At 68.7% G+C, this 25,627-nt stretch carries 20 protein-coding genes; 15 read left to right on the forward strand and 5 right to left on the reverse strand.

Features of this window, described 5'->3' with window-relative positions:
• Positions 1-2: 2 nt before the first annotated feature.
• Positions 3-1,061, reverse strand: coding sequence for a LacI family DNA-binding transcriptional regulator (locus H6A23_RS01150; RefSeq protein ID WP_204830360.1), 1,059 nt, complete (start codon positions 1,059-1,061; stop codon positions 3-5).
• A 402-nt stretch (positions 1,062-1,463) separates the two neighbouring features.
• Here H6A23_RS01150 and H6A23_RS01155 point away from each other — a divergent pair, with 402 nt between their 5' ends.
• The 6 genes from H6A23_RS01155 (at position 1,464) to H6A23_RS01180 (ending at position 7,801) form a co-directional block, all read left to right on the forward strand.
• Positions 1,464-2,243: an ABC transporter permease gene (locus tag H6A23_RS01155; RefSeq protein ID WP_204830361.1), complete on the forward strand. Its 780-nt coding sequence runs from the start codon at positions 1,464-1,466 to the stop codon at positions 2,241-2,243.
• Positions 2,219-3,010, forward strand: coding sequence for an ABC transporter ATP-binding protein (locus H6A23_RS01160; RefSeq protein WP_204830362.1), 792 nt, complete (start codon positions 2,219-2,221; stop codon positions 3,008-3,010). The genes H6A23_RS01155 and H6A23_RS01160 overlap by 25 nt, the downstream gene beginning before the upstream one ends.
• Before the next feature lie 92 nt (positions 3,011-3,102).
• A complete protein-coding gene (locus H6A23_RS01165; protein ID WP_204830363.1) occupies positions 3,103-4,197 on the forward strand; it encodes a substrate-binding domain-containing protein in 1,095 nt (364 codons plus the stop codon).
• Between the two features lie 125 nt (positions 4,198-4,322).
• Complete coding sequence (locus tag H6A23_RS01170) at positions 4,323-5,138, forward strand: glucosamine-6-phosphate isomerase (protein WP_204830364.1); 816 nt, start codon at positions 4,323-4,325, stop codon at positions 5,136-5,138.
• Between the two features lie 12 nt (positions 5,139-5,150).
• Positions 5,151-6,311 carry an N-acetylglucosamine-6-phosphate deacetylase gene (gene nagA, locus H6A23_RS01175; RefSeq protein ID WP_204830365.1) on the forward strand — a complete coding sequence of 387 codons (1,161 nt, stop codon included), beginning with the start codon at positions 5,151-5,153 and terminating at the stop codon, positions 6,309-6,311.
• Positions 6,312-6,469: 158 nt separating this feature from the next.
• Positions 6,470-7,801, forward strand: a complete 1,332-nt coding sequence (locus tag H6A23_RS01180) for an alpha-amylase family glycosyl hydrolase (RefSeq protein WP_204830366.1) — start codon at positions 6,470-6,472, stop codon at positions 7,799-7,801.
• A gap of 222 nt (positions 7,802-8,023) precedes the next feature.
• Here the strand turns inward: H6A23_RS01180 and ucpA are convergent, their stop codons facing one another.
• The 3 genes from ucpA to H6A23_RS01195 form a co-directional block, all read right to left on the reverse strand.
• Complete coding sequence (gene ucpA, locus H6A23_RS01185; RefSeq protein ID WP_204830367.1) at positions 8,024-8,815, reverse strand: SDR family oxidoreductase UcpA; 792 nt, start codon at positions 8,813-8,815, stop codon at positions 8,024-8,026.
• A gap of 453 nt (positions 8,816-9,268) precedes the next feature.
• A complete protein-coding gene (gene pyk / locus H6A23_RS01190; RefSeq protein WP_204830368.1) occupies positions 9,269-10,717 on the reverse strand; it encodes a pyruvate kinase in 1,449 nt (482 codons plus the stop codon).
• Positions 10,718-10,766: 49 nt separating this feature from the next.
• Complete coding sequence (locus H6A23_RS01195) at positions 10,767-11,771, reverse strand: 2-hydroxyacid dehydrogenase (RefSeq protein ID WP_204830369.1); 1,005 nt, start codon at positions 11,769-11,771, stop codon at positions 10,767-10,769.
• A gap of 279 nt (positions 11,772-12,050) precedes the next feature.
• Here H6A23_RS01195 and H6A23_RS01200 point away from each other — a divergent pair, with 279 nt between their 5' ends.
• The 3 genes from H6A23_RS01200 (at position 12,051) to H6A23_RS01210 (ending at position 17,423) form a co-directional block, all read left to right on the forward strand.
• Positions 12,051-13,253: an MFS transporter gene (locus tag H6A23_RS01200; protein ID WP_204830370.1), complete on the forward strand. Its 1,203-nt coding sequence runs from the start codon at positions 12,051-12,053 to the stop codon at positions 13,251-13,253.
• Between the two features lie 140 nt (positions 13,254-13,393).
• On the forward strand, positions 13,394-16,069 hold the full coding sequence (locus H6A23_RS01205) for a cation-translocating P-type ATPase (RefSeq protein WP_204830371.1): 2,676 nt from the start codon (positions 13,394-13,396) through the stop codon (positions 16,067-16,069).
• 337 nt (positions 16,070-16,406) lie between these two features.
• Positions 16,407-17,423 carry a hypothetical protein gene (locus tag H6A23_RS01210; RefSeq protein WP_204830372.1) on the forward strand — a complete coding sequence of 339 codons (1,017 nt, stop codon included), beginning with the start codon at positions 16,407-16,409 and terminating at the stop codon, positions 17,421-17,423.
• A 74-nt stretch (positions 17,424-17,497) separates the two neighbouring features.
• Here H6A23_RS01210 and H6A23_RS01215 read toward each other — a convergent pair whose 3' ends face one another.
• Positions 17,498-18,808 carry a GntP family permease gene (locus H6A23_RS01215; protein ID WP_204830373.1) on the reverse strand — a complete coding sequence of 437 codons (1,311 nt, stop codon included), beginning with the start codon at positions 18,806-18,808 and terminating at the stop codon, positions 17,498-17,500.
• A gap of 184 nt (positions 18,809-18,992) precedes the next feature.
• Between H6A23_RS01215 and rsgA the strand changes: the two genes are divergently transcribed.
• From rsgA to H6A23_RS01245, 6 genes are all read left to right on the forward strand, one after another.
• A complete protein-coding gene (gene rsgA / locus H6A23_RS01220; RefSeq protein ID WP_204830374.1) occupies positions 18,993-20,192 on the forward strand; it encodes a ribosome small subunit-dependent GTPase A in 1,200 nt (399 codons plus the stop codon).
• A 564-nt stretch (positions 20,193-20,756) separates the two neighbouring features.
• The gene (locus H6A23_RS01225; protein ID WP_204830375.1) at positions 20,757-21,494 is read left to right on the forward strand and encodes a hypothetical protein; all 738 of its coding nucleotides are present in this window, start codon (positions 20,757-20,759) and stop codon (positions 21,492-21,494) included.
• Complete coding sequence (locus H6A23_RS01230) at positions 21,491-22,729, forward strand: MinD/ParA family ATP-binding protein (protein WP_204830376.1); 1,239 nt, start codon at positions 21,491-21,493, stop codon at positions 22,727-22,729. The genes H6A23_RS01225 and H6A23_RS01230 overlap by 4 nt, the downstream gene beginning before the upstream one ends.
• The gene (locus tag H6A23_RS01235; RefSeq protein ID WP_204830377.1) at positions 22,730-24,064 is read left to right on the forward strand and encodes a CpaF family protein; all 1,335 of its coding nucleotides are present in this window, start codon (positions 22,730-22,732) and stop codon (positions 24,062-24,064) included.
• A complete protein-coding gene (locus H6A23_RS01240) occupies positions 24,031-24,972 on the forward strand; it encodes a type II secretion system F family protein (RefSeq protein WP_286165708.1) in 942 nt (313 codons plus the stop codon). The genes H6A23_RS01235 and H6A23_RS01240 overlap by 34 nt, the downstream gene beginning before the upstream one ends.
• Complete coding sequence (locus H6A23_RS01245) at positions 24,972-25,613, forward strand: type II secretion system F family protein (protein WP_204830378.1); 642 nt, start codon at positions 24,972-24,974, stop codon at positions 25,611-25,613. The genes H6A23_RS01240 and H6A23_RS01245 overlap by 1 nt, the downstream gene beginning before the upstream one ends.
• Positions 25,614-25,627 lie beyond the last annotated feature (14 nt).

The following is a 25,627-nucleotide window of genomic DNA, read 5'->3' on the forward strand; positions in this document are numbered from 1 at the left end:
GGCTAGCCCCGCTGCGGCTCGATCTTGGGCTCGATGACGTTGGTGAGCTTGATGATGCGTGCGGACGGCGCGCCGCCGCGCATGAGCGAGATGATCTCGTCGGCGCAGACGACGCCCGTCTCGTAGTTGGGGAGGCGGGTGTAGAAGTTGGCGGCGAGCCAGTTCTCCCCGTTGTTGGCGAGCTCGGCGTAGATGATGCCGCGGTTGGGCCTCACCTTGCGGAAGAAGTGGGTCCACGTGGCCCAGCTGGTGATGATGGCGTCCCCGTCGCGCGTCTCGGAGAGGATGCCCGAGGCCATCTCGAGGAGCCGGGCGGTGAGCGCGAGGCCGTCCTCGGTGTTGCCGACCGTGTAGCGCTCGTCCCAGACGTCGATGTTGCTCAGGTCGATGGGCGCGTAGCGGACCTCGAGTCGCGTGCCGGTCTCCTCGCAGACGTCGCGCACGCCCTGCTCGCGCAGGCGCTCCTGGGCGGTGTCGATCTGCGGCCGCAGGTACAGGACGCGCCGGCACCCCCGCTCCACGACGCGCGAGGTGACGAGCCGGGCGCCGCCGCGGTAGTCGAGGTCGACGGTGCTGTAGGAGTCCGCCTGCTGCTGGCAGTCAAAGACCACGAGCGGCGCGCCCTCCTCCCGGAGGAGCTCGAGGCTCTCCCTGTCGGGGCCCTCGTTCTCGATGCCGATGAAGATGATGCCGCCCACGCGGCCGGCGAGGTAGGCGCTCGCGTAGTCGGCGTGCCCGAGGCCGTCGATCTTGTTGCCAAGGAGAAGGACGTTGTAGTCGTCCTGCTCGAGCCGCGTCTGGATGCCGTAGGCCATCTGGCTGAAGCGGGGGACGGCGAGGTTTCTCCTGAGGACGACGCCCACGCAGGGGATGTTGCGGCTCCTCAGGGTGCGCGCGTGCGCGTTGGGCATGTAGTTGAGCCTTCTCGCCGCCTGGAGCACCCGCTCGCGCGTCTCCGGCCTGATGGACTGACCGGGGGTGTTGTTGATGACGTAGGAGACGGTCGCGGCCGTGACCCCGGCCTCCTGCGCGACGTCCTTGAGCGTGGTTCGCCTGCCCATCTCGCCTCCTGTCATCATGCTCGCTTTTTCGATTAAGCGAGATAGTATCTGTTTATCATGACCCGCGCCGCGCGGGCGCGGAAACTTGAAGAAACGCGCTCGCGGTAGAAAAACTACCGTTTACCGAGCTAAAGACTCGTACAGGTCCTCAGCGGTACCAAATTCGCTGCGAGCGGTCTTTGTGAGAACCGAGCCTAGGAATTCCCAGAGGGCTGTGCTTACATGTCCATAACTTAATCGTTTGAGTAGAAACGCACCTGATTCGCACCGTGCTTCTCCCCGTTCTCTTGCTTGCAGCTCTTGCTCTCTAGCACCACCGCACGCTCACATGCCGGATGCCCCCATCGCGCCCCCGCGGGTCGCCAGCGGGGCGAAGGCGGAATCGAACGAAGGAGGCCGTCATTGAAAGAGAGGAAAGTATCCATCTGGAGCAAGGTGCCGAGCTGGGCCTGGGCGCTGATCTCCCTGGCGCTGGCCGTGGCCCTGTGGCTTGCCGCATCGGGCGCGTGGCCGGCCGTCTTTGCGTCACCTGAGCAAGTCCTTGCGGCCTTCCTCGAGCGCGCCGAGAGCGGCCTGCTCTGGGAGCACGTCTGGGCGTCGGTCTCCCGCGTCCTCACGGGCTTTGGCATCGCCTTCGTGGTGTCCATCCCGGTGGCGTTTCTCATGGCCTGGTACGACCCGTTCCGCCACGTCGTCGAGCCGTGGATCCAGTTCATCCGCAACATTCCGCCGCTCGCCTACGTCTTCTTGATCATCGCGGCCCTCGGCATCGGCCAGGTCTCCAAGATCACGGTCATCTTCATCGCCGCGTTCCTCGTCATGGTCATCACCATCTACCAGGGCGTCAAGGGCGTGGACGTCACCCTCATCAAGGCGGCGCGCGTGCTCGGCGCCACCCAGAGGGACATCTTCTTCAAGGTCACCATCCCCGCCTCCACGCCGTTCATCCTCGTCGCGGCGCGCCTGGGCCTCTCCACTTCGCTCACCACGCTCATGGCGTCCGAGATCGTCGGCGGTGACAAGGGCATCGGCATGATGATCCAGCAGGCGAGCGGCTACTACCAGATGGACGTCGTGCTCCTGGGCATCATCCTGCTCGGCATCATCGGCATCTGCTTCGAGAAGATCGTCCGGTTCCTTGAGAGGAGGTTCACGGGATGGCAGGAAACGATTCAGCAGTGAAGGTCCACATCGAGAACGTCGTCAAGAAGTTCAACACCCGCAAGGGCGAGGTGGTCGCCCTCAACGGCGCCAACTTCGACATCCACGAGAACGAGTTCGTGTGCGTCGTCGGGCCGTCCGGCTGCGGCAAGTCCACGCTCCTGAACATCATCGGCGGCCTCGAGGAGCCCACCGAGGGCCGCGTCCTCGTCGACGGGCAGGAGGTCACGGGCCCCGGCCCCGACCGCGGCATCGTCTTCCAGCAGTACGCGCTCTTCCCCTGGCTCACGGTGCTCGAGAACGTCAAGTTTGGCCTCAAGCTCCAGGGCAAGCCCGACAAGGAGGCCGAGGAGATCGCGCTCAGGTACATCAAGCTCGTCGAGCTCCAGGACTTCGTGCACTCCTACCCCAAGGAGCTCTCGGGCGGCATGAAGCAGCGCGTGGCCATCGCCCGCGCCTACGCGGTCAACCCCAAGGTCCTGCTCATGGACGAGCCCTTCGGCGCCCTCGACGCCCAGACCCGCACCCAGCTCCAGTCCGAGCTGCTCGAGACCTGGGAGAAGGAGCAGAAGACCTGCTTCTTCATCACGCATGACGTCGAGGAGGCCATCATCCTCGCCCAGCGCGTCGTCATCATGTACGCCCGCCCGGGCCGCGTGAAGGAGATCGTGGACATCGACATCCCGTACCCCCGCACGCAGGAGACCAAGATGAGCCCGCGCTTCCTCGAGCTCAAGAACCACATCTGGAGCCAGGTCTACCAGGAGTACCTGTCCGTCCGCAAGTAGCGCATGGCGCACGTGGGATTCTCGCGGGGGTGCGCCCCCGCAGCATGGGAGGCCGGCGAGAAGGACTCGCCGTCGGAAGGAAAGGAAACGCAATGAAGAAGCTCGACAAGAACCAGCTCACCCGCCGCTCGTTCCTCAAGGTCGCCGGCGCCGTCGGCGTCGTGGGGTCGGGACTCGTCCTCGCCGGCTGCGACGGCGGCGCCAAGGAGCCCGCCGCGGACGACTCCTCCGACGACGCCTCCGGGGAGCCGGCCGACAGCGAGTACGAGCCCGTCACCGTGCACGTTGCCTTCATGCCCAACCTGGGATCGGCCGCCACGCTCTTCTCGGCCATCGACCAGGGCTACTTCGACGAGGTCGGCATCACCGTCGAGACCGAGCAGTTCCAGGCCGGCCCCGCCGAGATCACGGCCATGCAGTCTGGTTCCGTGGACATCGCGCAGATCGGCCACGGCGCGCACTCCCTCTGCATCCAGGGCCAGGCCAAGATCTTCGCCTTCGACCAGCTCTCCCAGGCCGACTGCGTCGTCGCGAACAAGTCCCACGGCATCGAGACCGGCGCCGACCTCGCCGGCAAGACGGTGGGCGTCGCCTCCGGCACCTCCTCGGAGATCATTCTCCAGTACGTGCTGAGGGACGCCGGCCTCACCACCGAAGACATCAACACCGTCGAGATGGACGTCTCGGGCATGACGACGGCCCTCATCTCCGGCCAGATCGACGCCGCCGCCACCTGGTCGCCCAACACCGTCACCCTCGAGGAGCAGCTCGGCGACGACTACCTCGTCCTCGGCACCAACACCGACTACTCCGACGAGGTCGCCTTCCCCGGCTCCTACGTCTGCCTGCCCGAGTACGCCGAGGAGAACCACGACGTCCTCGTCCGCTTTGGCGCCGCGCTCGACAAGGGCAAGGTCTACCGCAACGAGCACATCGACGACGTCGCCAAGCTCCTCGCCACCGAGCTCGGCGTCCCCGAGGACACGCTCCTGCAGTCCACGGGCGAGGGCGACTGGCAGGGCGCCGTCGACGCCATCGGCAAGACCGACGTCATCACCGGCTACTACGAGGCGCAGCAGAAGGTCTTCCTGGACGGCGGCCAGATCGAGGCCGAGGTGCCCGTCGAGGACTACGTCCTGGTCGACGTCATCACCGAGTCCGACGAGCTCTACGAGACCATCAAGTAGCGCGCTCTGACGCGATGAGCTCCCGAGGGCCCTTCTGGTCCCCTACGTACGGCCTCTCCGCCGCGGGATGTCCCTCCCCATCCGCGCGGGGAGGCCGTCTCGCCCCCGTGAGACAAGGAGGAAGCATGGACTACTATCACATCTCTGCCGAGGACCTGGGCGCGGGCGCGCGCATCCCGCTCGTCTGCGCCGCCGACTCCGCCGAGGTGTTCTTCGACCTCGCCCTCGAGATGGTGAGCACCATTCGCGAGCACAACGCGCGGGGCGAGAAGACCGTCTTCATCTGCCCCGTCGGCCCCGTCGGCCACTACCCCTACTTCGTGAAGATGGTCAACGACCAGCGCATCTCCCTCAGGGACTGCTGGTTCATCAACATGGACGAGTACCTGGACGACAACGACGAGTGGATCGATCCCCAAAGTCCGCTCTCCTTCCGCGGCTTCATGGCGCGCAGCGTCTATGACAGGATCGATCCCGAGCTCGTGATGCCCGAGTGCCAGCGCATCTTCCCCGACCCGCATGACCCCGGCCGGGTGGGCCGCGTGATCGACGAGCTCGGCGGCGTGGACATCGCCTTCGGCGGCATCGGCATCACGGGGCACCTCGCCTTCAACGAGCCCCAGCCGGAGCTCACCTGCGGGGAGTTCGCCGCGCTCGAGACCCGCGCCCTCGACATCCGCCCGGAGACCCGCGCCACCAACTCCGTGGGCGACCTCGGCGGCGCGCTCGAGGACATGCCCCGCCGCTGCGTGACCATCGGCATGCGCGAGATTCTGGGCGCCCGCAAGGTCCGCCTCGGCGTGTTCCGCGACTGGCATCGCGCCGTGGTGCGCCGCGCCGCCTACGGCGAGCCCACCGCCGCCTTCCCGGCAACGCTTCTGCAGGGCCATCCCGACGCCAGGATCTACGTGAACGACGTCGCCCGTCACCAGGCGTACTAGGGAGGCGCGGCCATGCTGTCAAGCTGCTACATCACCGGTGCGCGGGTGCTCGCGGGCGACGAGCTTGCGCGGCTGAACGTCACCGTGGAGGACGGCGTCATCACCGCCCTCTCCTCGGCGTATGACAACGAGAAGGACCTTCCGGTCGTCGACGCGAGCGGGCTTCTCGCCCTGCCGGGCTTCATCGACGTGCACACGCACGGCGCCGCCGGCTTTGACGTGAACGCCGCCGACGCCGAGGGCCTGCGCGCCATCGGCCGCTTCTTCGCCTCCCAGGGCACCACAGGCTGGCTCTGCTCCATCCTCACGGACACGCCGGAGCAGACGCTCTGGTGCATCGAGCAGGCCCGCCAGGTCATCGAGGGCGGGCCCTATGACGGCGCCGCGCTTCTCGGCATTCACCTGGAGGGGCCGTGCCTCTCGAGCGAGTACAAGGGGGCCATGCCCGAGCACCTGCTCATGCACGAGGCCTCGGCCGACCTCTTCCGCCGCTACCAGGAGGCGGCCGGCGGGCATGTCCTCTACACCACGCTCGCCCCGGAGGTCCCCGGCGTGCCCGAGCTCATCCCGCAGCTCGAGGCCCTGGGCATCACCTGCGCCATCGGGCACAGCGGGGCGGGCTACGAGCTCTCCTGGGCGTGCGTGAGGGCGGGCGCCAAGGCCGCCACGCACGTGGGCAACGCGATGCGCCTCTTCCACCAGCACGAGCCCGCGATCTTTGGCGTGGCGCTCGAGAGCGACATCTACGCGGAGACCATCTGCGACGGCCGTCACCTCGTGCCGGGCACGGTGCGCCTCTACGTCAAGGCCAAGGGCTGGGAGCGGCTGCTCGGCATCACGGACTCGATTATGGCCGCCGGCCTGCCGGACGGCAACTACAAGCTCGGCGTCAACGACGTGGTGGTGGAGGGCGGCGACGCCAAGCTCGCCACCACGGGCGTGCGCGCCGGCTCCACCCTCACGCAGGTCACGGCGCTGCGCAACTTCATGAAGTTCACCGGGGCGCCGGTGGAGAAGGCGGCCAAGCCGCTCTCGGAGAACCCCGCCCGCCTCTTCGGCTGGACGGACCGCGGCCGCATCGCCGTCGGCGCGCGTGCGGATCTCGTGCTCCTCGACGCCGCATATGACGTCGTCCGCACGATCGTGGGCGGACGTACCGTCTACGAGCGCTGAGGCGTCGTCCTGAGCCCCCTTTCCCGGGGCGGCCCTTCCGGGGCCGCCCCCCGCGGCCTCTGCCGCTCGCCGCGGACAAATTAGGTGAGCGGCGCGCGGCTAGAATAGGTTGGTCTGCCCGCACCGGCGCGCCCGCGCCGTCTTGGAGAGGAGCTCCCATGAGCTGGTTTGAGCCGTCCTTCGTCTATCAGGTCTATCCGCTGGGCCTCTGCGGCGCCCCCCACGAGAACGACGGCGTGCTCGAGCATCGCCTGCTCAGACTTATCGACGACGGCTGGGTCGACCACATGGCCAAGATGGGCGCCACGTGTCTCCTGCTCAACCCCGTCTTCGAGTCCGACGCCCACGGCTACGACACGCGCGACTACACCAAGGTGGACTGCCGCCTGGGCACCAACGACGATCTGCGCGCCGTGGTGGACGCGTGCCACGCCGCCGGCATCAAGGTGCTCCTGGACGGCGTGTTCAACCACGTGGGGCGCGGCTTCTGGGCGTTCCAGGACGTGCTGGCGCATCGCGGCGAGAGCCCCTACGCGGGCTGGTTCGAGATAGACTTCAACGGCAACAACTGCTTCAACGACGGCCTCTCCTACAGCTGCTGGGAGGGGGCGGTCAACCTGGTGAAGCTCAACCACTGGAACGGCGAGCTCAACGACTACCTGGCCGACGTCATCCGCGGCTGGGTGCGCGAGTTTGACATCGACGGCCTGCGCCTGGATGTGGCCTACTGCCTGGACCAGGGGTTCCTGCGCTTCCTGCGCGCCCTGGCCAACCAGATCGGCGAGGAGCGGGGGCAGAAGTTCCCGCTCGTGGGCGAGACCATGTTCGGCGACTACAACCAGTGGATGGGCGAGGACCTCTGCGACTCCGTGACCAACTACGAGGCCTACAAGGGCCTGTGGTCCTCGATGAACTCCGCTAACATGCACGAGATTGCCTACGCGCTGGAGCGCCAGAGCGGCAGCCACCCGTGGGACCTCTATGCCGGCCGTCACATGCTCGACTTTGTGGACAACCACGACGTGCCCCGCATCGCCACCAAGCTGGATGACAAGAACCAGCTGGTTCCGCTCTACGGCCTGCTCTTTGCCATGTCCGGCGTGCCGGCGGTCTACTATGGCTCGGAGTGGGGGATCGAGGGCGAGCAGCTTCCCGGCGACCACGAGCTGCGCCCCGCGCTGGACGCCCCGGAGTGGAATGCCCTCACGGACTGGATTGCCGCCCTCGCCCAGGCGCGCGCCGGCTCCGAGGCGCTCGTCTGGGGAGACTACGCGCAGCTCCAGTGCCAGCCCCAGCAGCTGGTGTTCCAACGTCGCAGCGAGGGCGAGCGCGTGATCGTGGCCATCAACGCGAGCGGCGAGCCCGCGACGGTGCACTTTGACGCCCAGTGCGGCCGCGCCGTGGACCTCATCACCGGCGAGGAGCACGACTTCGGCGGCGGCTCCGAGCTCAAGCCCTTCTCGGCCTACTACTGGCGCTGCGAGCGGTAGGGACGGTAGCCGCGCGGGCTGCCTCGCGGCGATCTTCCACCGATCAGAGGCCTCAGCCGGCACCTATGAAGTGCCGGCCGCAGCCGACGAAGGAGCTATTTCCCTAACGGTGAGGGCATCCCGACAGCGAGAGGCCCCGGGCATTCCGGAGAGAAGTTCCGCGCAGCGCACTTCTCGGCGGAACGCCCGGGGCCTCATACCTCGCGGGAGGAGACGCCCGCCCTACTGGCCCATCGACGAGGTCTCCGGCAGCGTGGAGCCGCCGTCGATGACGACCTGCGTGCCGGTGAGGTAGCTCGACTCGCTGGAGGCGAGAAACGCGCAGAGCTCGCCGCACTCCTCGGGCGTGCCGAGCCGGCCGAGGGGCACCGCCGAGGCGATGGCCGCGATGGCGCGCTCGGGGTCGTCGGGGTCTGACTGACGCGCCATGCCGTCGACGAGCGGGGTGCGCACGTAGCCGGGGCAGATGCAGTTCACGCGCACGTTCTTGGGCGCAAGCTCGCGCGCGAGGGCCTTGGTGAAGCCGACGAGCGCCGCCTTAGTGGTGGCGTAGGCGACCTCGCCGGGGTCGGCCACCATGTCGCCGGTGACCGAGCTCGTGATCACGATGGCGCCGCCCCCGGCGTCGATGATGGCGGGGGCCACGGCCTTGCAGGCGTTCCAGACGCCCTTGACGTTGATGTCGATGTGGGAGTCGCGCCAGGAGTCGTCCGCGGAGAGGAAGTCGCCGAGGACGCAGATGCCGGCGTTGCAGTCGAGCACGTCGATGCGGCCATACGCGTCGAGCGCCGCCTGGGCGAGCCGCCGGCAGTCCTCGTAGCTGGACACGTCGCAGCGCACGCCGAGCGCGTCAAAGCCCGCGTCGCGCAGCTCCTGTGCGAGCGCCATCACGTCCTCGCCCCGCGCCGCGAGCACCACCTTGGCGCCATGGCGCGCAAAGACGCGGGCGATGCCCTCGCCAATCCCCTTGGACGCCCCCGTGACGATGGCGACCTTTCCCTCAAGTTTGCCCATGCGACCTCCTTGTCCGTTGCTGCCGTGCCCTGCCTTCCATGGTGGCCGAGCGGGGGAGCTTTTTCAACGGGTGGGCGAGGCTGCGGCAGCTTGGATTCCTCCGTGCGTTGCGTTAATTGGGGTTGCGGCAGTCCGGGTCCCCCGCGCGTTGCGCCGATTGGGGTTGTGGCAATCGCTGGATCATGTCAACAGGGCGTTTCTCATCATGCGTTGCGGGAACGGGGGCTATGGCAGGCTGATTGCTGCCATAGCCCCCGTTCCCGCAACGCCGGAAGCGACGTGATTGCCACAACCCCAATTTGCGCAACAAGCGAGAAGAACCTCGAGCCCCAAGCCCCAGCCGGTAAGGGCACCCCGACAGCGAGAGGCCCCGCGATGCTTCCGAAGGACGTCTCTCGAAGAGCACGCCTGGAGGAAGCATCGCGGGGCCTCACAGCTCGCGGGAAGAGGTCCCTACTGGACCTGGGCCACCATCGCAACGTTGGTGGACGTGGTGTAGTCGCCCAGGCGCGGCGAGGTCTGCGGGTCGCCGGCCGTGATGACCACGATGTCGCCGGTGTCAACGAGCCCGTTGCGCTTGGCGGTGAGCAGCGCGTCGTAGAGCGTGCTCGAGAGGGAGCCCTGCTCGGTGGTGCGGTACGCGTAGACGCCCCAGTAGAAGCAGGTGCGGCGGATGGTCTGCTCGCGCGGCGAGGTGGCGAAGAGCGGCATCCTCGGGCGGAACGTGGAGATCAGGCGCGCGGAGCGGCCGGAGTTCGTGGGCGCGAGGATGCACTTGGCGTTCACACGGTCGGCCATCTCGAGCGCGGCAAAGCCGGTGGCGCCGTTGACGTTGCGCACGCCGCCACGGTCGAAGTACTCCTTGCGCTCCGGCAGGTACTTCTCGGTCTCCTTGCAGATCTCGGACATGGTCTTCACGGCCTCGATCGGGTACTTGCCGGCCGCGGTCTCGCCGGAGAGCATGACGCAGTCGGTGCCGTCATAGACGGCGTTGGCGACGTCGTTGACCTCGGCGCGCGTGGGGCGCGGGTTGCGCTGCATGGAGTCGAGCATCTGCGTCGCCGTGATGACCGGCTTGTAGTGCTGCTTGCACTTCTGGATGATGGTCTTCTGGATGTGCGGGACCTGCGCGGCGGGAACCTCGACGCCGAGGTCGCCGCGGGCGACCATGCAACCGTCGGATACGTGGAGGATCTCGTCGAAGTTCTTGACGCCGAGGGCGCTCTCGATCTTGGGGAAGATGAGGACGTCGGGCGCGCCCATCTCGATGCAGATCTTGCGGATCTCCTCGACGGCCTTGCCGTCGCGGATGAAGGACGCGGCGATGGCGTCGATGCCAAGCTCGCAGCCAAACATGATGTCCGCGCGGTCCTGGGCGGTCACGGACGGCAGGTTGATGTTGAGGTTGGGGAAGTTCACGCCCTTGCGCTCGCCGAGCAGGCCGCCGTTGGTGATCTTGCAGGTGATGTCGGTGCCCTCGACGCTCAGGACCTCAAGGCCGATGAGGCCGTCGTCGATGAGGATGACCGTGCCCTCCTCGACCTCGGAGGGGAGCGGCTTGTAGTCGAGCGAGAAGCGCTCGGCGGTGCCGACGACGTCGTCATCGGTGGTCACGATGCAGGTCTTGCCGGTCTCCAGCTGGACCTTCTCGCCGTCCTTGAGCAGGCCGGTGCGGACCTCGGGGCCCTTGGTGTCGAGCATGATGGCCACGGGGATGGAGAGCTCGCGCGAGAGGGCACGGACGCGCTCGATGTTCTTGCGGTGGTACTCGTGGCTGCCGTGGGAGAAGTTGAAGCGCGCGACGTTCATGCCGTGGAGGATGAGCTGGCGCAGCACCTCCTCGTCCTCGGTCGCGGGTCCCATCGTGCAGACGATCTTGGTCTTCTTCTTGTTGAACGCCATGTGTACCTCTCTCTTGTAATGTGCGGTGGCCTGAGCCAGCTGACCGATGTTAGCAGACGACGCTGCGCTCTACGAAGTCGGTGCCGTTGGCGTACGCCCGCGCGTTGTCGAGCGTGACGCGCGCGATCTCGGCGAGTGCCTCGTGGGTGAAGAACGCCTGGTGGCTTGTCATGACGACGTTGGGGAAGGAGCAGAGGCGCGCGGTGACGGAGTCAATGACCTGACCAGCGCGGTTCTGGTAGACGTTGGGGCCCTCCTCGTCATAGACGTCGATGCCGGCGGCGCCGATCTTGCCGGAGAGGATGCCGCGGATGAGCGCCTGCGTGTCCACGAGCCCGCCGCGGCCGGTGTTCACGAAAATCACACCATCCTTCATCTTGGCGATGGACTCGTCGTTGATCATGTGGCGGCTCTCCTCGTTCAGGAAGGCGTGGAGGGAGATGAGGTCGCTTCGACGGTAGAGCTCGTCGTAGTCAACGTACTCGTCGACCACGCGCTCCTCGTCCACGAGCTTCTGGTTGGGGTAGAGGTCGGAGCCCAGGACCTTCATGCCAAAGCCCTTGCAGATGCGGCAGAGGGCGGCGCCGATGCGGCCGGTGCCGATGATGCCGGCGGTCTTGCCGTGCAGGGTGTTGCCCACGAGGCCGTCGAGGGAGAAGTCGTTCTCGCGGACGCGGATATAGCCCTTGCAGATGCGGCGGTTGGCGGCCAGGGCGAGCGCCATGGCGTGCTCCGCGATGGCCTCGGGGGAGTAGGCGGGGACGCGCGTGACCTTCATGCCGAGGTCCTTGGCCACGGCCACGTTGACGGCGTCGAAGCCGGCGCAGCGCATGAGGAGGAGCTTCACGCCAAAGCCGGCCAGGATCTCGAGCGTCATGGCGCCGCAGTCGGCGTTGACGAAGGCGCAGACGGCGTCGTAGCCCTTGGCGAGGGCGGCCGTCATGGGCGTGAGGTTGGTCTCGGTGAAGTCGATCTTGAGCTCGGGGTAGTCCTTGAGCTCCTTGGTGAAGGAGGCGCGGTCGTAGCTTGCCGTTCCATAGAAGAGGATGTTCATGGCTGGTCCTTTCATGGTGCGCCTGCACGCACGGACTTTATCCTACGTTCCCACAGTTTAGTACACGCAAGCATCGTGTAAGCCGTGTGTTTGTCGCTTTGGGGAACGTTCTCACACTCTTGACGCGCCCGCGCGCCAGGGCGCGCGTCACGAGCGCAGCAGGCGCCATGCGACAGGAGGGACGGAGGAGTGTCGCCGCTCCGTGAGTAGTATTGATGTGTCACGAGGACGGAGCGGCGACACTCCTCCGTTCCTCCTGCCACGCAAGGAGGTGAGGAGATGCTGGTGACGCGCGACGGCGCGGTCATGCTCGCCGCGACGTTTTGCTACCTCGCGAGCACCATGCTCGCAAACCCGCTCGTCGCGGGCTTTGCCGGGACGCTCGGCGCCACCGCGGCCATGATGGGCGTCCTCACCGCCCTCATGAACGCGTGCTCGCTCGTGGTGCGCCCCGTCGCAGGCAACCTCGCCGACCGCCTTCCCAAGCGCCGCCTCGCCGCCGCGGGCGCGGTCCTCATGCTCGTGACCGCGGTGGGGCAGGCCCTGGCGCCGAGCACCGTCCTTCTCGCCGCCATGCGGCTTGCCAACGGGGCGGGCTACTCGCTCTGCTCGGTGTGCATGTCCACGTGGTTTGCCATGACGCTCCCACCCGCGCGGCTGGGGCAGGGCATGGGGATCTTCGGCCTCATGAACGCCCTCGGCATGGCGGTGGGGCCAGCCCTCGGAATTGCCGTCTCCGACGCGCTGGGCTATCGTCTCGCGCTCGGCGTCTCGGCTGCGTTCGCGGCGCTCGCGCTCGTGGGGATCCTCCTCGTGCGCGGCGAGGCGCCCGCACGCGGCGAGAAGGGCGAGAAGGACGCGCAGGGCGAGAAGGACGCGCGCCCCGCGCCGCGCCTGCGCCTGCTCGACCGCCGTGCGGTCCCGGCCGCCGTCGTGGTGGCGCTCTTCACGATCCCGTATATGGCCACGCAGTCGTTTCTCGTGAGCTATGCGGAGGCGCGCGGGCTCGATGTCCCCACGGGTGCGTTCTTCACGGTCTACGCCGCCGCGCTCATGGCGCTGCGCGTCCTTCTCGGCCGCGCGTTCGACCGCGTGGGGTTTGTGCCCTTCGTGGTGGCGTCGGGGGCGTCCTCCGTGGCGTCGCTCGTCCTTCTCGCCACCATGGACGGCCCCGCGGGGCTTTTGCTCGCGGCGCCCCTCATGGCCGGCGGCTACGGCGTCATGTGCTCGGTCTGCCAGTCCACGGCCGTGCGCGCGGTGGGGGCCGAGCGCGTGGGGCTTGCCAACAGCACCTACTACATGGGGTTCGACGTGGGCATGACGCTCGGCCCCGTGATTGGCGGGGCGCTCTTTGGCGCGGTCGACCTCGCCTGGTTCTTCCCGGCGCTCACGCTGGCGGCTCCCGCGGCCGTCGCCGTTGCCGCGCTGTCCGCCGCGGCGGGCCGTGACCGCCGGGCGAGCAAAAGGAACAGGGAAATGTAAGCCGCGCGTCGGGTAGAATAGGCCTCGTGTTTTTTGTCCACGCGTCCGGCATGGCAGCCTTGATGGGCCCTTGCCCCTTCCTGGGGAATTATGATCGGGCATCAATCTGCCGGGCGCCTACTTCCCAGGAGGGGAACTGAATGAAGGAGTACCTAGAGTCCAAGGACAAGGTCCTGGGCGAGCTCTCCTCGAGCGAGGAGAGCGGCCTCACTGCGGCGGAGGCCTCGAGCCGCCTGTCGCAGTACGGGCCCAACGAGCTTGAGAAGGAGGAGAAGACCCCGCTCTGGAAGCGCTTCTTCGAGCAGATGGCCGACCCGATGGTCATCATGCTCATTGTGGCGGCCGTCATCTCCGCCGTGACCGGCATGGTCCAGGGCGAGCCCGAGTGGGCGGACGTCATCATCATCATGGCGGTCGTCATCATCAACTCCGTGCTCGGCGTGGTCCAGGAGGCCAAGTCCGAGCAGGCCCTCGAGGCGCTGCAGCAGATGAGCGCCGCGCAGTCCAAGGTCATCCGCGACGGCAAGATGGAGCACCTGCCGTCCGCCGAGCTCGTGCCCGGCGACATCGTGCTCCTTGAGGCCGGCGACTCCGTGCCCGCGGACTGCCGCATCCTCGAGAGCGCCTCGATGAAGATCGAGGAGGCCGCCCTCACCGGCGAGTCCGTCCCGGTGGAGAAGCATGTCGAGGCCATCGCGCTGGCCGCCGGCGCCGACGACGTGCCCCTGGGCGACCGCAAGAACATGTGCTACATGGGCTCCACCGTGGTCTACGGCCGCGGCAAGGCCGTCGTGGCGGGCACCGGCATGAAGACCGAGATGGGCAAGATCGCCGGCGCCCTCACCACCGCCAAGAAGGAGCTCACGCCGCTCCAGATGAAGCTCAACGAGCTCTCCGGCATCCTCACCAAGCTGGTCCTGGCCATCTGCGTGATCATCTTTGCGGTGGACATCGTGCGCCACTTCGGCGAGCTGGGCTCCCACCCCGAGATGATCCTCGACACCTTCATGGTGGCCGTCTCCCTGGCCGTGGCCGCCATCCCCGAGGGCCTCGTGGCCGTGGTTACCATCGTGCTCTCCATGGGCGTGACCAAGATGGCCAAGCGCCAGGCCATCATCCGCAAGATGACCGCCGTGGAGACGCTGGGCTGCACGCAGGTCATCTGCTCGGACAAGACCGGTACGCTCACCCAGAACAAGATGACCGTTGTGAAGCACGTGGCCGCCGCGCCCGAGGAGAAGCTGCTCGCCGGCATGGCCCTCTGCTCCGACGCCAAGTGGGATGCCGAGAAGGGCGAGTCCCAGGGCGAGCCCACCGAGGCCGCGCTGGTCAACGACGCCGCCAAGGCGGGCATGACCGGGCTCGACGTGGAGCACCCGCGCGTGGGCGAGGCCCCGTTCGACTCCAGCCGCAAGATGATGTCCGTGGTGGTCGAGGAGGCCGACGGCTCCTACGAGCAGTACACCAAGGGCGCCCCCGACGTGGTCCTGGGCCTGTGCACCAAGGTCTATGACGGCGAGAAGGTCGTCCCGATGACCGAGGCGCGCCGCGCCGAGCTGCTCGCCGCCAACAAGGCGATGGCCGACGAGGCCCTGCGCGTGCTCGCGCTGGCGAGCCGTACCTGGGACGCCGTGCCCGCCGACTGCTCGCCCGAGGCGCTCGAGCACGACCTCACCTTCTGCGGCCTCTCCGGCATGATCGACCCCGAGCGCCCCGAGGTGGCCGCGGCCATCAGCGAGGCCCAGGGCGCCGGCGTGCGCACCGTCATGATCACGGGCGACCACATCGACACCGCCTTCGCCATCGCCAAGAACCTCGGCATCGCGTCCGACCGCAGCCAGGCCATCACCGGCGCCGAGCTCGACAAGATGTCCGAGGACGAGCTCGACCGCAACATCGAGCGCTACTGCGTCTACGCGCGCGTCCAGCCCGAGCACAAGACGCGCATCGTCGAGGCGTGGAAGTCCAAGAACAAGATCGTGGCCATGACCGGTGACGGCGTGAACGACGCGCCCTCCATCAAGCGCGCCGACATCGGCGTGGGCATGGGCATCACCGGCACCGACGTCACCAAGAACGTGGCCGACATGGTCCTTGCGGACGACAACTTCGCCACGATCATCAGCGCGGTCGAGGAGGGCCGCCGGATCTACGACAACATCCGCAAGGTCATCCAGTTCCTGCTCTCGGCCAACATCGCCGAGGTGCTCTCGGTCTTTGTTGCCACCCTCGTGGGCTTCACGATCTTCCAGCCGGTGCAGCTGCTCTGGATCAACCTCATCACGGACTGCTTCCCGGCGCTCGCGCTCGGCATGGAGGACGCCGAGGGTAACGTCATGAAGCGCAAGCCGCGCAACGCCTCCGACGGCGTCTTCGCGGGCGGCATGGGCCTCGACATCGCGGTCCAGGGCGTCATCATCACGGTGCTCGTGCTGGCGAGCTTCTTCGTGGGCGTCTACTTTGACATGGGCTACATCGACATCGCGGACATGATCGCCGGCACCGCCGACGAAGAGGGCGTCACCATGGCGTTCATCACGCTGTCCATGGTGGAGATCTTCCACTGCTTCAACATGCGCAGCCGCCGCGCGTCGCTCTTCTCCATGAAGAAGCAGAACAAGTGGCTGTGGGGCGCCGCCCTGCTGGCCCTCATCCTCACCGTCGTGGTGGTGGAGGTGCCGTTCCTGGCCGAGATGTTCGGCTTCATGGAGCTGCCGATCGAGGCGCTTGCCTGGGCCATCGGCCTGGCGTTCCTGATCATCCCGATCATGGAGGTCTACAAGGCCGTCATGCGCGGCATCGAGAAGAACCAGTAGTCCTTCTCAGCATGCGCGCGTCCGCGGGGACGGGGCTTCGGCCCCGTCCCCGTTTTCTGTGGTCCGGGCCCGGCTCGGGCGGGTCGTCTCCGCGGCCCGACCCGCCCGTTCTTCTCGCCTGGCGGTCCGCCTAGGTAATTCAGGTATTTAGCACATGGAAAACCATGTAGTAACTCGGGTCAAATGTCGGAAATGGCCCTTCCGAGGCGGGTTGCTACATGGTTTTGAAGTAGGTAAATCATCGAACTACCTTCGTGAGGTCCGGACTGACCGCCAAGCCCGTCTGTGTTAGAGTGTCCTCAGGCGACCCCCATCGCTCCCAAGCGAGGGGAGTGGTATGCCGGTCATCCTTTCTCACAGCTCTGCCCTTGAGCTCCTGCGCGCCGTTCCGCCGCAGGTGAGGATGTATCCGCACGTGGCGGAGCCGCTGCGGCTTGCGGACATCTCAACCGATTCCCGAGAGCTCCGCTCACTCGACGTGCGCTCGTTTGGCATCCGAAGGGATCCCGTCCACGTTCTCGTGTCGAGGTCCGCACGTGAGATTCAGTCATCCGGCGTGAAGACGCATCACTTCGGCCTCGCCGTCATGCCGGGCGGCCTGCTACTGGAGCTCTCCCCGGGTGTGTATGCCGCCGGGCCCGAGCTCTGCTTCATTCAGATGGCGCGGAAGTCCTCCCCCGTGGGCGCCGTCGTGCTGGGCTGCGAGCTCTGCGGCCGATACTCGCACTTCTCTGAGATGGTCTCCGGATACTACGAGCGCCCGCCGCTCACGTCCGTCGAGAAGATCGGGGAGGCCGTGAGCGCCCTTCCCGGGCTCTATGGCGTCAGCCGGGCGCGCGAGGCCCTGCGCTGGGTGCGTGACGGCGCCCGCTCGCCGATGGAGACGGCGCTGTCGGCGGAGCTCTTCCTGCCCGGGCGGCACAAGGGCCTCGCCTTCGTGAGGCCCGAGCTCAACTACGAGGTGCCGCTCGACGAGGCCGCGGCGATCATCACGGGGACGAAGAGCTGCTCGATAGACGTTGCCTGGCCGGGCGTTCGTCGCGGCGTGGAGTACGACAGCCTGGAGTTTCACCTCGATCCCGAGAAGGACCTGCGTCGCAAGGAGGCGCTCGAGCACATGGGATGGACGATAAACACCATCAAGCTCGACCAGATGGCAGACCATGCGGCCCTCATGCGCGCGGTCGCGCTCTTCGAGGGTGCCGTCCCGCGCCAGCCGGGCGGTCCCGCCTCTGAGGAGGAGGTGGCGGAGCTGCACCAGCGGCTCCTGCGCGCAACGCGGTGCGGGATGGGGCTCGAGCGGGCGCTCTTTGGCGTGCCGGTTTCGCACGGCGCGGTGAGGGTGCACGTGTAGGGCCTGGCGGCACGCGGTTGCAGGGAGTCAGAAGGCAGTTCTCCCTGGCGGGGGCTTGACGGAGACCTCCGTTCCTACGCCACGCCCGCGAGACCGAGGGCCATGCCCAGCAGCGACACCGCGATCGGCAGCAGCGCGCACGAGACGAGCACGTAGCGGTACGTGTCACGGACCTCGGTCTTGGCGGCCTGGTTTGCGGCGAGCATCGCCGAGGTGTGGGGCAGCAGCGTGGCCGGCCCCACGGACGCCATGCAGAGCACGCGGTGCATCATCGCCGGGTCGAGTCCGGTGGCCAGCAGCGTCTGCGCCATGCTGCCGAGGTAGATGTTGAGCGCCCCGATGGCCGAGCCCGTGATGCCGGCGATGGCGAAGATCGTGATGAAGCCCTGCCAGAGGGGGTTCAGGCTCGTGGACATGAGCGCCTCGATGATGCCCTGGTAGGCGGGCGATGCTACCACCACGCCGCCAAAGCCCATGATGGCCGCAACGGAGACGAGCGAGCTCAGGCCGCTCGTGCAGGACTCGCCGATGGCGCGCCTGACGTTTTCGATCCGCCCGCGGTAGAGCAGGCACGACGCGATCACCGAGGCGAGCATCGAGACGGCCACGGCGTCGGTGGCCTGCATGCCCGCCGCACGCTGCAGCACGAAGACCAGCACGACGAGAAGCGCAATCGGCGCGAAGCACGCCCAGACGGGCGGGGTGTCGGCATCGTCCGGACGGGCGAGCGCCTCCCCGGGGCTGGGGGAGAAGTGCTCCCCGCGCCTGCGGCAGCGTCCGATCTCCCACTGCAGGTAGGCGTAGGAGAGCGCGAACATCACCACGGAGCAGATGACGCCGAGAAGCGCGCCCGCGTAGGCGTCCGTCCCGAGGAAGCTCGCGGGGATGAGGTTCTGCGTGGAGGGGATGCCCGGCATCATGACCATGCCGAGCGTGGCGGGGCAGACCATGATGGCGGCCACGACGAGCTTCTTGGGGATGTCCGCGCGCTCGAAGAGCTCGGCCGCGATGGGGTAGACCGAGAACGCGATGATGAACGCGCTGATGCCGCCGTAGGAGAGCACGAGGCCGGTGACCATGATCACGAGCAGCACGTGCTTCTCGCCCACGAGGCGCAGCATGCTGCTGGCGATGCCCGCCGAGGCCCCGGAGTCGCCCATGACGCGCCCGAAGACGGACCCGAGGGCGAAGAGCAGGAACCAGCTGCCCGCGAAGGCCGCCATGTCGCCCATGTAGCTCTCGTTGATGGCGGAAAGGACGTCCATCCCGTTGGCGAGGATGACGATGAGCGAGGCGACGAGCGAGACCACCACCATGTGCCAGCCGCGCCAGATGAGGGCGACGATGGCGATGACGGCGAGGACGAGTCCGGCGATGCCGAGCATGGGGGCTCCAATCCGCTGGGCCTTCCGAGGCGGTGTCAGTGTATGCCGCCCGCGGCGTCGACGCCTCGTCGACGACGTATCGTCGCTGACGCGTTACATGCCAGAAGCGGCGCGATAACAACGGGGGCGTCCCGCGTCAGCCTGGCGCTATACTGGCTGCGGACAGGACGACGGAAGGGCGCGCGTGGCACGACGGTCACCCAAATCATCCAAGAGAAGGCGCGGGAGCGGCGCGACGGCAGGTGCTCCCTCGCTGCCGACGCTCTCCTCCCTGACCGAGCTTCCCGCCTTCGGCGAGCTCTCCTGCTCCGAGCGCCAGCGCTCCGCCTTCGGCGCCGCCCGGGACCGGGCCGTGGCGGCGGGGGCCGAGAAGGACGAGCTCGTCATGGGCTGCGTCGTGCGCCTTGACCGGGGCTTTCCCGCCGTGCTCTGCGAGGACGCCGTCTTTCGTGCCGAGTTCTCGGCGCGGCTTACCAAGGGCGGGCTCGCGGGAAGGGCGGAGTCCCGCGCCGCGGTGGGGGACTGGGTCTGCGCACGACGGCCGCACGGCCACGACATGGGCCTCATCGAGGAGATCCTCCCGCGCGAGAGCGACATCGCCCGCTGGCGCGGCGGCGCGCGGGGCGAGCGCCAGACGCTTGCCGCCAACGTCGACCTCGTGCTGGTGGTGCAGCAGCTCGGCGAGCGACCCGTGTCCTGCGAGCGGCTCGCCCGCTCGGCGGTGATCGCGCGCGACTGCGGCGCCGATGTCGCCGTCGTGCTCACGAAGGCGGACCGTGCCTCGGACGACGTCCTCGCGCGTGACGTCGCGGCCGTGCGCGAGGTGCTCGGGGAGGCGTGCCCGCTCGCGCTCACGTCCTCGACCGAGCGGGAAGACGAGGTCGGGCGCGTTTCTGCGTGCGCGCGGGCACTGGGCGTGCCCTGGGGGGTCGACGCCGTGCGGTCGCTCGTTCCGGGGGGCGTGGTGGCAATCGTGCTGGGGGAGTCCGGCGCGGGCAAGTCCACGCTGCTCAACGCCCTTCTCGGCCGCGAGGTGCTGGAGACGGGCGCCGTGCGCGCCGCAGACGACATGGGGCGCCACACCACGGTCGCGCGCCGGATGGTGTCGCTCCCGGGCGCGGGCGTGATCGTCGACGAGCCAGGCCTCAGGAGCCTTCCGATAGTGGGCCACGAGCGCGGACTCGCCATGGTCTTCCCCGAGGTCTCCGAGGCCGCCCAAGGCTGTCGCTTCCGCGACTGTACCCACACCCACGAGCCGGGGTGCGAGGTGCTGGCGAGGCGGGACGTCGGGGAGATCCTGCCGGCCCGCGCCGAGACCTACGTGGCGCTTGCCGCCGAGATGCGCGAGAGCGCGGCCTCGCTCGACCCGGACGTCGTGCTGTAGGGGGCCGGGCGCTGGGGGCCGCGTGCGCTGGGTGGCCGCGTGCTTAAGGATTGCGGGTTGATGCCCCTCCGGCCCCCGGATTCGTTAGAAAACGGGGCGCGTTGCATGAATCCGCCCTCGTGGGCGCCCGTGGGACGCGCGTGCCGGCGCGCCGCGGCCCGTCCCGATGCGTCGCCTTTTGCATTTTCCCTGATGGCGGTTTTTCGGATGCTGTCCGGTACGGCCTTTGAGCGCGGCGGGGGCTGCAACGAGCCCGACTTTATAACGCGGCGGTGGCCCTCTGGTGCAATCACCCCTCCTTCCTAAGCGCCGCGCGGCGAGAAGAACGGCGATGTGGACAAGATTTGGACCGATTGCGCACGCCCTGTGGAGGCGATTTTTTGCACGTCGGTTCGAATAACTTATGTCAACCAAACTGCGCTGCGGATTGATGCCGTTCGGTCGGCGTGCGGTCAGCGAGCGGTATGGCTCCGGGGGCGGTTTTCCCGAAAGAGGGCCCGAGCGGGGGCCCACGGGGCGGAGAATCCCCCTCACACGTCTTCAGGGGCATGGAAGGGGGTTCGGATGAGGCGGCGGTTCAGGTTGGTGGTCTCGGGCGCCTGCGCGCTGGCGGCGGCGCTGGTCTGCGGTCTCTACGGTCAGCACGTCCGCGACGAGGCCGAGCGCGTGCGGACGGAGGCGTTCGAGCGCTACGGGGGAGAGGTCGTGAGCCTGCTCGTGGCCCCGGATGGGCTCGAGGTGGGGGAGGTCGTCGACGGGCAGAACGTCGTCGAGAGGGACTGGCTCGCCGACCTCGCACCGGAGGGCGCCGTCGTCGGGATCGACTCGGTGATTGGCGAGGAGGTGACCGTTCCGGCGGCGGCCGGGGCGCCGCTCACCAACCTCAACTTCCGCGACAGCGAGGATGCCATCGACGTCCCCTCGGGGCGCGTGGCCCTGTCGATTCCGGTGACGGAGGACTTGGGCCTGCCCGCGTCCGCCGCCGAGGGCACCACCCTCGCCGCCTATGAGGTCACCGACTCGGGGGTGAGCCTCCTCGCGGCCGACCTCACCGTGCTGTGCTCCCCCGCGGAGCGCTCCTCCGTGGGCTCGCGCGGCGCGGTCACGCTTGCGGTGTCACCCGGGAGCGTGGCGAGCGTTCTCGCCTCGAGCGCCGAGGGAAGCCTGCGCCTCGCGCTTCCCGCCGATGACGCGGAGGGGCTCGAGACCGGGGCGGAGGTCGTGCAGCCGGATTCCGCGGCGGCGCCGGCCGAGGGGGCGGCGGAGCAGAAGGCGCCTGACGGGGGAGGGGATGTCGCGTGAGCGAGTGGGTCGCGGTGTGCGGCGAGAAGGACTACGAGCTGATGGGGCGCGTCGCGCGCTCCCTCGACGCCTCGGCGGAGGTCGAGCTCGTCGGGACGCCGGATGCCCTGAGGAGGATGGTGTTCGAGGCGGCCCCCGGCGAGCTGGGCGTGATTGTGGGGCAGGTCGACGGCGGCGTCTCTGACGTGAACCTCGCAGCGGCGGTCGCGCACGACGGGAACGCCCGTCGGGTGGTGCTCGCGCGTCACGGGGTCTCTGGCTCGCTTCGCTCCCGCGCGGCGCGCGCGGGAATAGACGACGTGGTTGACCTCGACGAGGGCGGAGGCGGCCCGGGCGCGGGATCTCCCGGGAGCGATGGGGGTCGCTCGGTCGGGGAACCCGAGAGGGTGCCCGGGCCGTCTCCCGGGCGGGACGGTGCGGCCGTGCTGACGTTTTGCTCCGGGCGCGGGGGCGTGGGGAAGACCTCCGTCGTGGCGGCCGCCGCCGCGCAGGCACAGCGGTGGGGCATGCGGGTGCGCGCCCTCGACCTGGACCTCTCCTGCGGAAACCTATTCAGCTGCTTCGGCCTGCCGCGAGGGACGGACCTCGCCCGCCTGGCCGAGGTCGTGGGCCACGAGGGCGCGGGGCCCGAGGCAAGCGTTGCGGTGACGCCCCTGCTGGGGCTTGCGGGGCCGTGCGAGAGGCCGGAGTCCGCAGAGCTCGTCTCGCCCCGCGTCACGGAGATCGTCTCCGCGCTCGCACGGGAGTGCGACCTCCTGCTCGTTGACACGTCTGCGACGTTCACCGACGCGGTGGCGCAGGCGGCCCAGCTCGCGGACCGGCTCGTCATCGTCTCGGACGACCGCCCGGGCACGACGGCGGCGCTCGCGCGCGTCGGGAGCCTTGCGGTGCGGCTCGGGGTCGCCCGCACGCGCGTGGCACGCCTCGAGAACCGGGCGAGCCCCCGGCGCGGGCCGGACCTCGCCCTGGCGCGGGCGGAGGTCGGGCTCGAGGTGGCTCGGGTATATCGCGCGTTTGACGGGGGAGACGAGGTCGCGGACCTTCTCGCCGAGGGACTTGCACTCGAGCTTCCCGAGTCGGGCGGGCCCTTCGCGGAGTCGGTGGCCATCTCGCTTGCGCAGCTCCTCGCGGAGCTCGGGAGGCTCCCGGAGTGCGAGGACGCCGCCCGCGCCGCCGAGGGGTCGACGGCGCGCCGCAGGCCCGCCCTGTTTGGGCTGAGAAGGGAGGCGAGATAGATGTCGCTGCTCGAGAGGGTGCGGGAGGCGGAGTCCGCCCAGGGCACGGGCGAGCCCCGCGGGCAGGACCTGAGGGCTGCCCGCGAGCAGCTCAAGGCGGCGCTCGTCGAGAGGCTCGGCCTCGCCATCATCGCCGGCATGCTCTCCCACGAGGATCCGGGGAGGGCGCGCGCGGAGCTGGGCGTGGCGCTCGAGGCGATTCTCAACACGCGGGGGTTCGGGTCGCTGGGCCCCGACGAGCGGACGCTTCTCTCCCGCCAGATCCTGGACGAGGTCTGCGGTCTCGGGCCCATACAGCCGCTGCTCGAGGACGACGGGATAACCGAGGTCATGATCAACGGGTGCGACGCGCTGTTCTACGAGCGTGACGGAGAGCTTCACGCCGCGGACACCGTCTTTGACTCCCCCGAGCAGATCATGATCGTCCTGGACCGGATTCTCGCCCCGCTGGGAAGGCGCCTCGATCGGTCGAGCCCCCTCGTGAGCGCCCGCCTCGCCAACGGCGACCGCGTGAACGCGGTTGCGGCGCCCATCGCAATCGACGGGCCGGCCGTCACCATTCGCAAGTTCTCCGATCGCATTCGCACGCTCGCGCGCTTGGTGGAGCTGGGCTCTCTGCCCGGATGGTACGCGACGCTCCTCACGTGGGCCGTGAGGGCCCGCTCCTCGGTGGCCGTCGCCGGCGGCACGGGATCGGGCAAGACGACGCTGCTCAACGCGCTCTCATGCGAGATACCGCCCGGCGAGAGGATCGTCACCATCGAGGACTCGGCGGAGCTGCGCTTTGACGCCCACCCCAACGTGGTGCGCCTCGAGGCGAGGGACGCCTCGATCGAGGGTTCGGGCGAGGTGACGATCAGGGACCTCGTGAAAAACGCGCTGCGCATGCGGCCCGACCGCATCGTCGTGGGGGAGGTCCGCGGCGAGGAGTGCGTGGACATGCTGAACGCGCTCAACACGGGGCACGACGGCTCGCTCACCACGCTCCACGCCGGCAGTGCCGAGGAGGCGGTCCTGCGCCTCATCCTCATGGCGCGGTTTGGGATGGACCTGCCGACGGCCCTCATCGAGGAGCAGATCGCCACCGCCATCGACCTCATCGTCATGATGTGCCGCCTTGCGGACGGCAGGCGCGTCGTGACGTCCATGACGGAGGTGTCGCGCGGGCCGGACGGGCGCGCCCTCCTGGAGGAGTGCGTCTCCTTCGAGCGGGCGGATCGGTCGTGGAGGGTCGTCCGGGAGCCGTCGTTCGTGGGACGAGCCGTCGGGAACGGCGTGCTCGACGAGGGGGAGGTGAGCCGATGGAGGGACTGCTTGTCGCGGTCGTCGCGCTGATGACGTTCGCGGGGGTGCTCGCCCTGGTGCCCGGAGGGGCCGAGGGCGGCGCGTGGCAGACGGAGCGCCTCGCTCGCCTGGCCAGCCACCGAGCCGTGAGGGCCCTGCGGCGCGCGGGGGAGTCATCGCCGATTGCCGCGCTGCTCGAGACGGGGGTGGGGCGTAGGCTTGCGATGGAGGCGGCCTCGTCTCCCGCCATGGCGGCGCTCGAGATCGGCCCCGAGGCGGCGCTCGCCGCGCTGCTGTGCGCCGGCGCGCTCCTCTGCTCGATCTTCGGGGTTCTGCTGGCATCCCCGCTCGCGTGCCCCGTGATGGGGATCGTGCTCGTCGGCCTCGTCGTGTCGCGCGACGCCGCAAGGGGAAGGCGCCTCAGGCGCGAGGTCGTCGACGCCATGCCGGGCATCTACCGGACGCTCTCGGTTGCGATGGGCTCGGGGCAGACGCTCGCGCAGGCGGTCGAGTACGTGGGGACGCACGAGCGTGGCCCTGCGTCGACGGCGTTTGCCCGGATGTCGCTGCGCCTTCGCTGCGGGATGGGCACCGAGGAGGCCGTTGAGGCGCTCTCGGGAGAGCTGGACGTGCCGGGCGCCGAGCTGCTCGCGACCGCGCTCGTCATCTCACACAGGACGGGCAGCCCCCTGCGCGACCTGCTGCTCAGGTCGGCACGCCTCGCCGAGCGCCAGGGCGAGTTTGAGCGGTTGCTCTCGGTGAAGACCGCCCAGGTGCGCCTCTCCGTGAGAATCGTCTGCCTGCTGCCCGCGATCATGGTGGGTGCGCTGACGCTGCTCTCCCCGGACTTCCAGAGGGGCCTTCTCACCCCGGCGGGCATCGGGTGCGTCTGTGCCGCGGCGGCGCTCGACGGGCTCGCGCTGGCAATCATCCGCCGGATGATGCGGGAGGTGATGTGATGTCCCCCGAGGACCTCGGCGCCCCCCTGGCCGCCTTCGTGCTCTGCGGTGCCGCCGCGCTCGCGCTCCCGGACGCGCCCGCGCCGCGGCGGGGGCGGCAGGCGCCTCGGCTGCTCGCATGGGCGAGCGATCTTGTGGGCTCGATGCCTCCCGTGCGCCGGGCCCGCCTGGCCGGCGCGGCCGCGAGGAGGAGGGCGGAGTGCCTCTCCGAGCTGCCTGTCCTTCTCGACGTGGTGACGCTTGGCCTCTCGGCCGGGCTCTCCTTCGACTCGTCGCTGGGGCTGTACTGCGAGCGGTGTGAGAACGAGCTCGCCCGCTCGCTCGAGGAGGCGATGCTCGGCTGGCACATCGGGGTGAGCGGGAGGGAGGAGGCGCTGCTCTCGCTCGCGGAGAGGCTCGACCTCGCCCCGCTCAGGCGCTTTGCGACGGTCGTGGGGGAGTCGCTCGCCTTCGGGACGCCGCTCGCCGGGGCCCTCGAGCGGCAGGCGCAGGCGATGCGCGACGAGCAGCGCTCGCAGGTGGAGGAGGAGATAGAGAAGGTTCCGGTGAAGATGCTCGTCCCGCTGGGGACGCTCATCGTCCCCGCGATGTTCCTGGCGATTCTGGGCCCGCTGCTCGGGTCCGCAACGGTTGTCGGCTAGGGCGAAGGCCCGTT

This window comes from Olsenella uli (assembly GCF_016900775.1).
GTDB lineage: Bacteria > Actinomycetota > Coriobacteriia > Coriobacteriales > Atopobiaceae > Thermophilibacter > Thermophilibacter uli_A.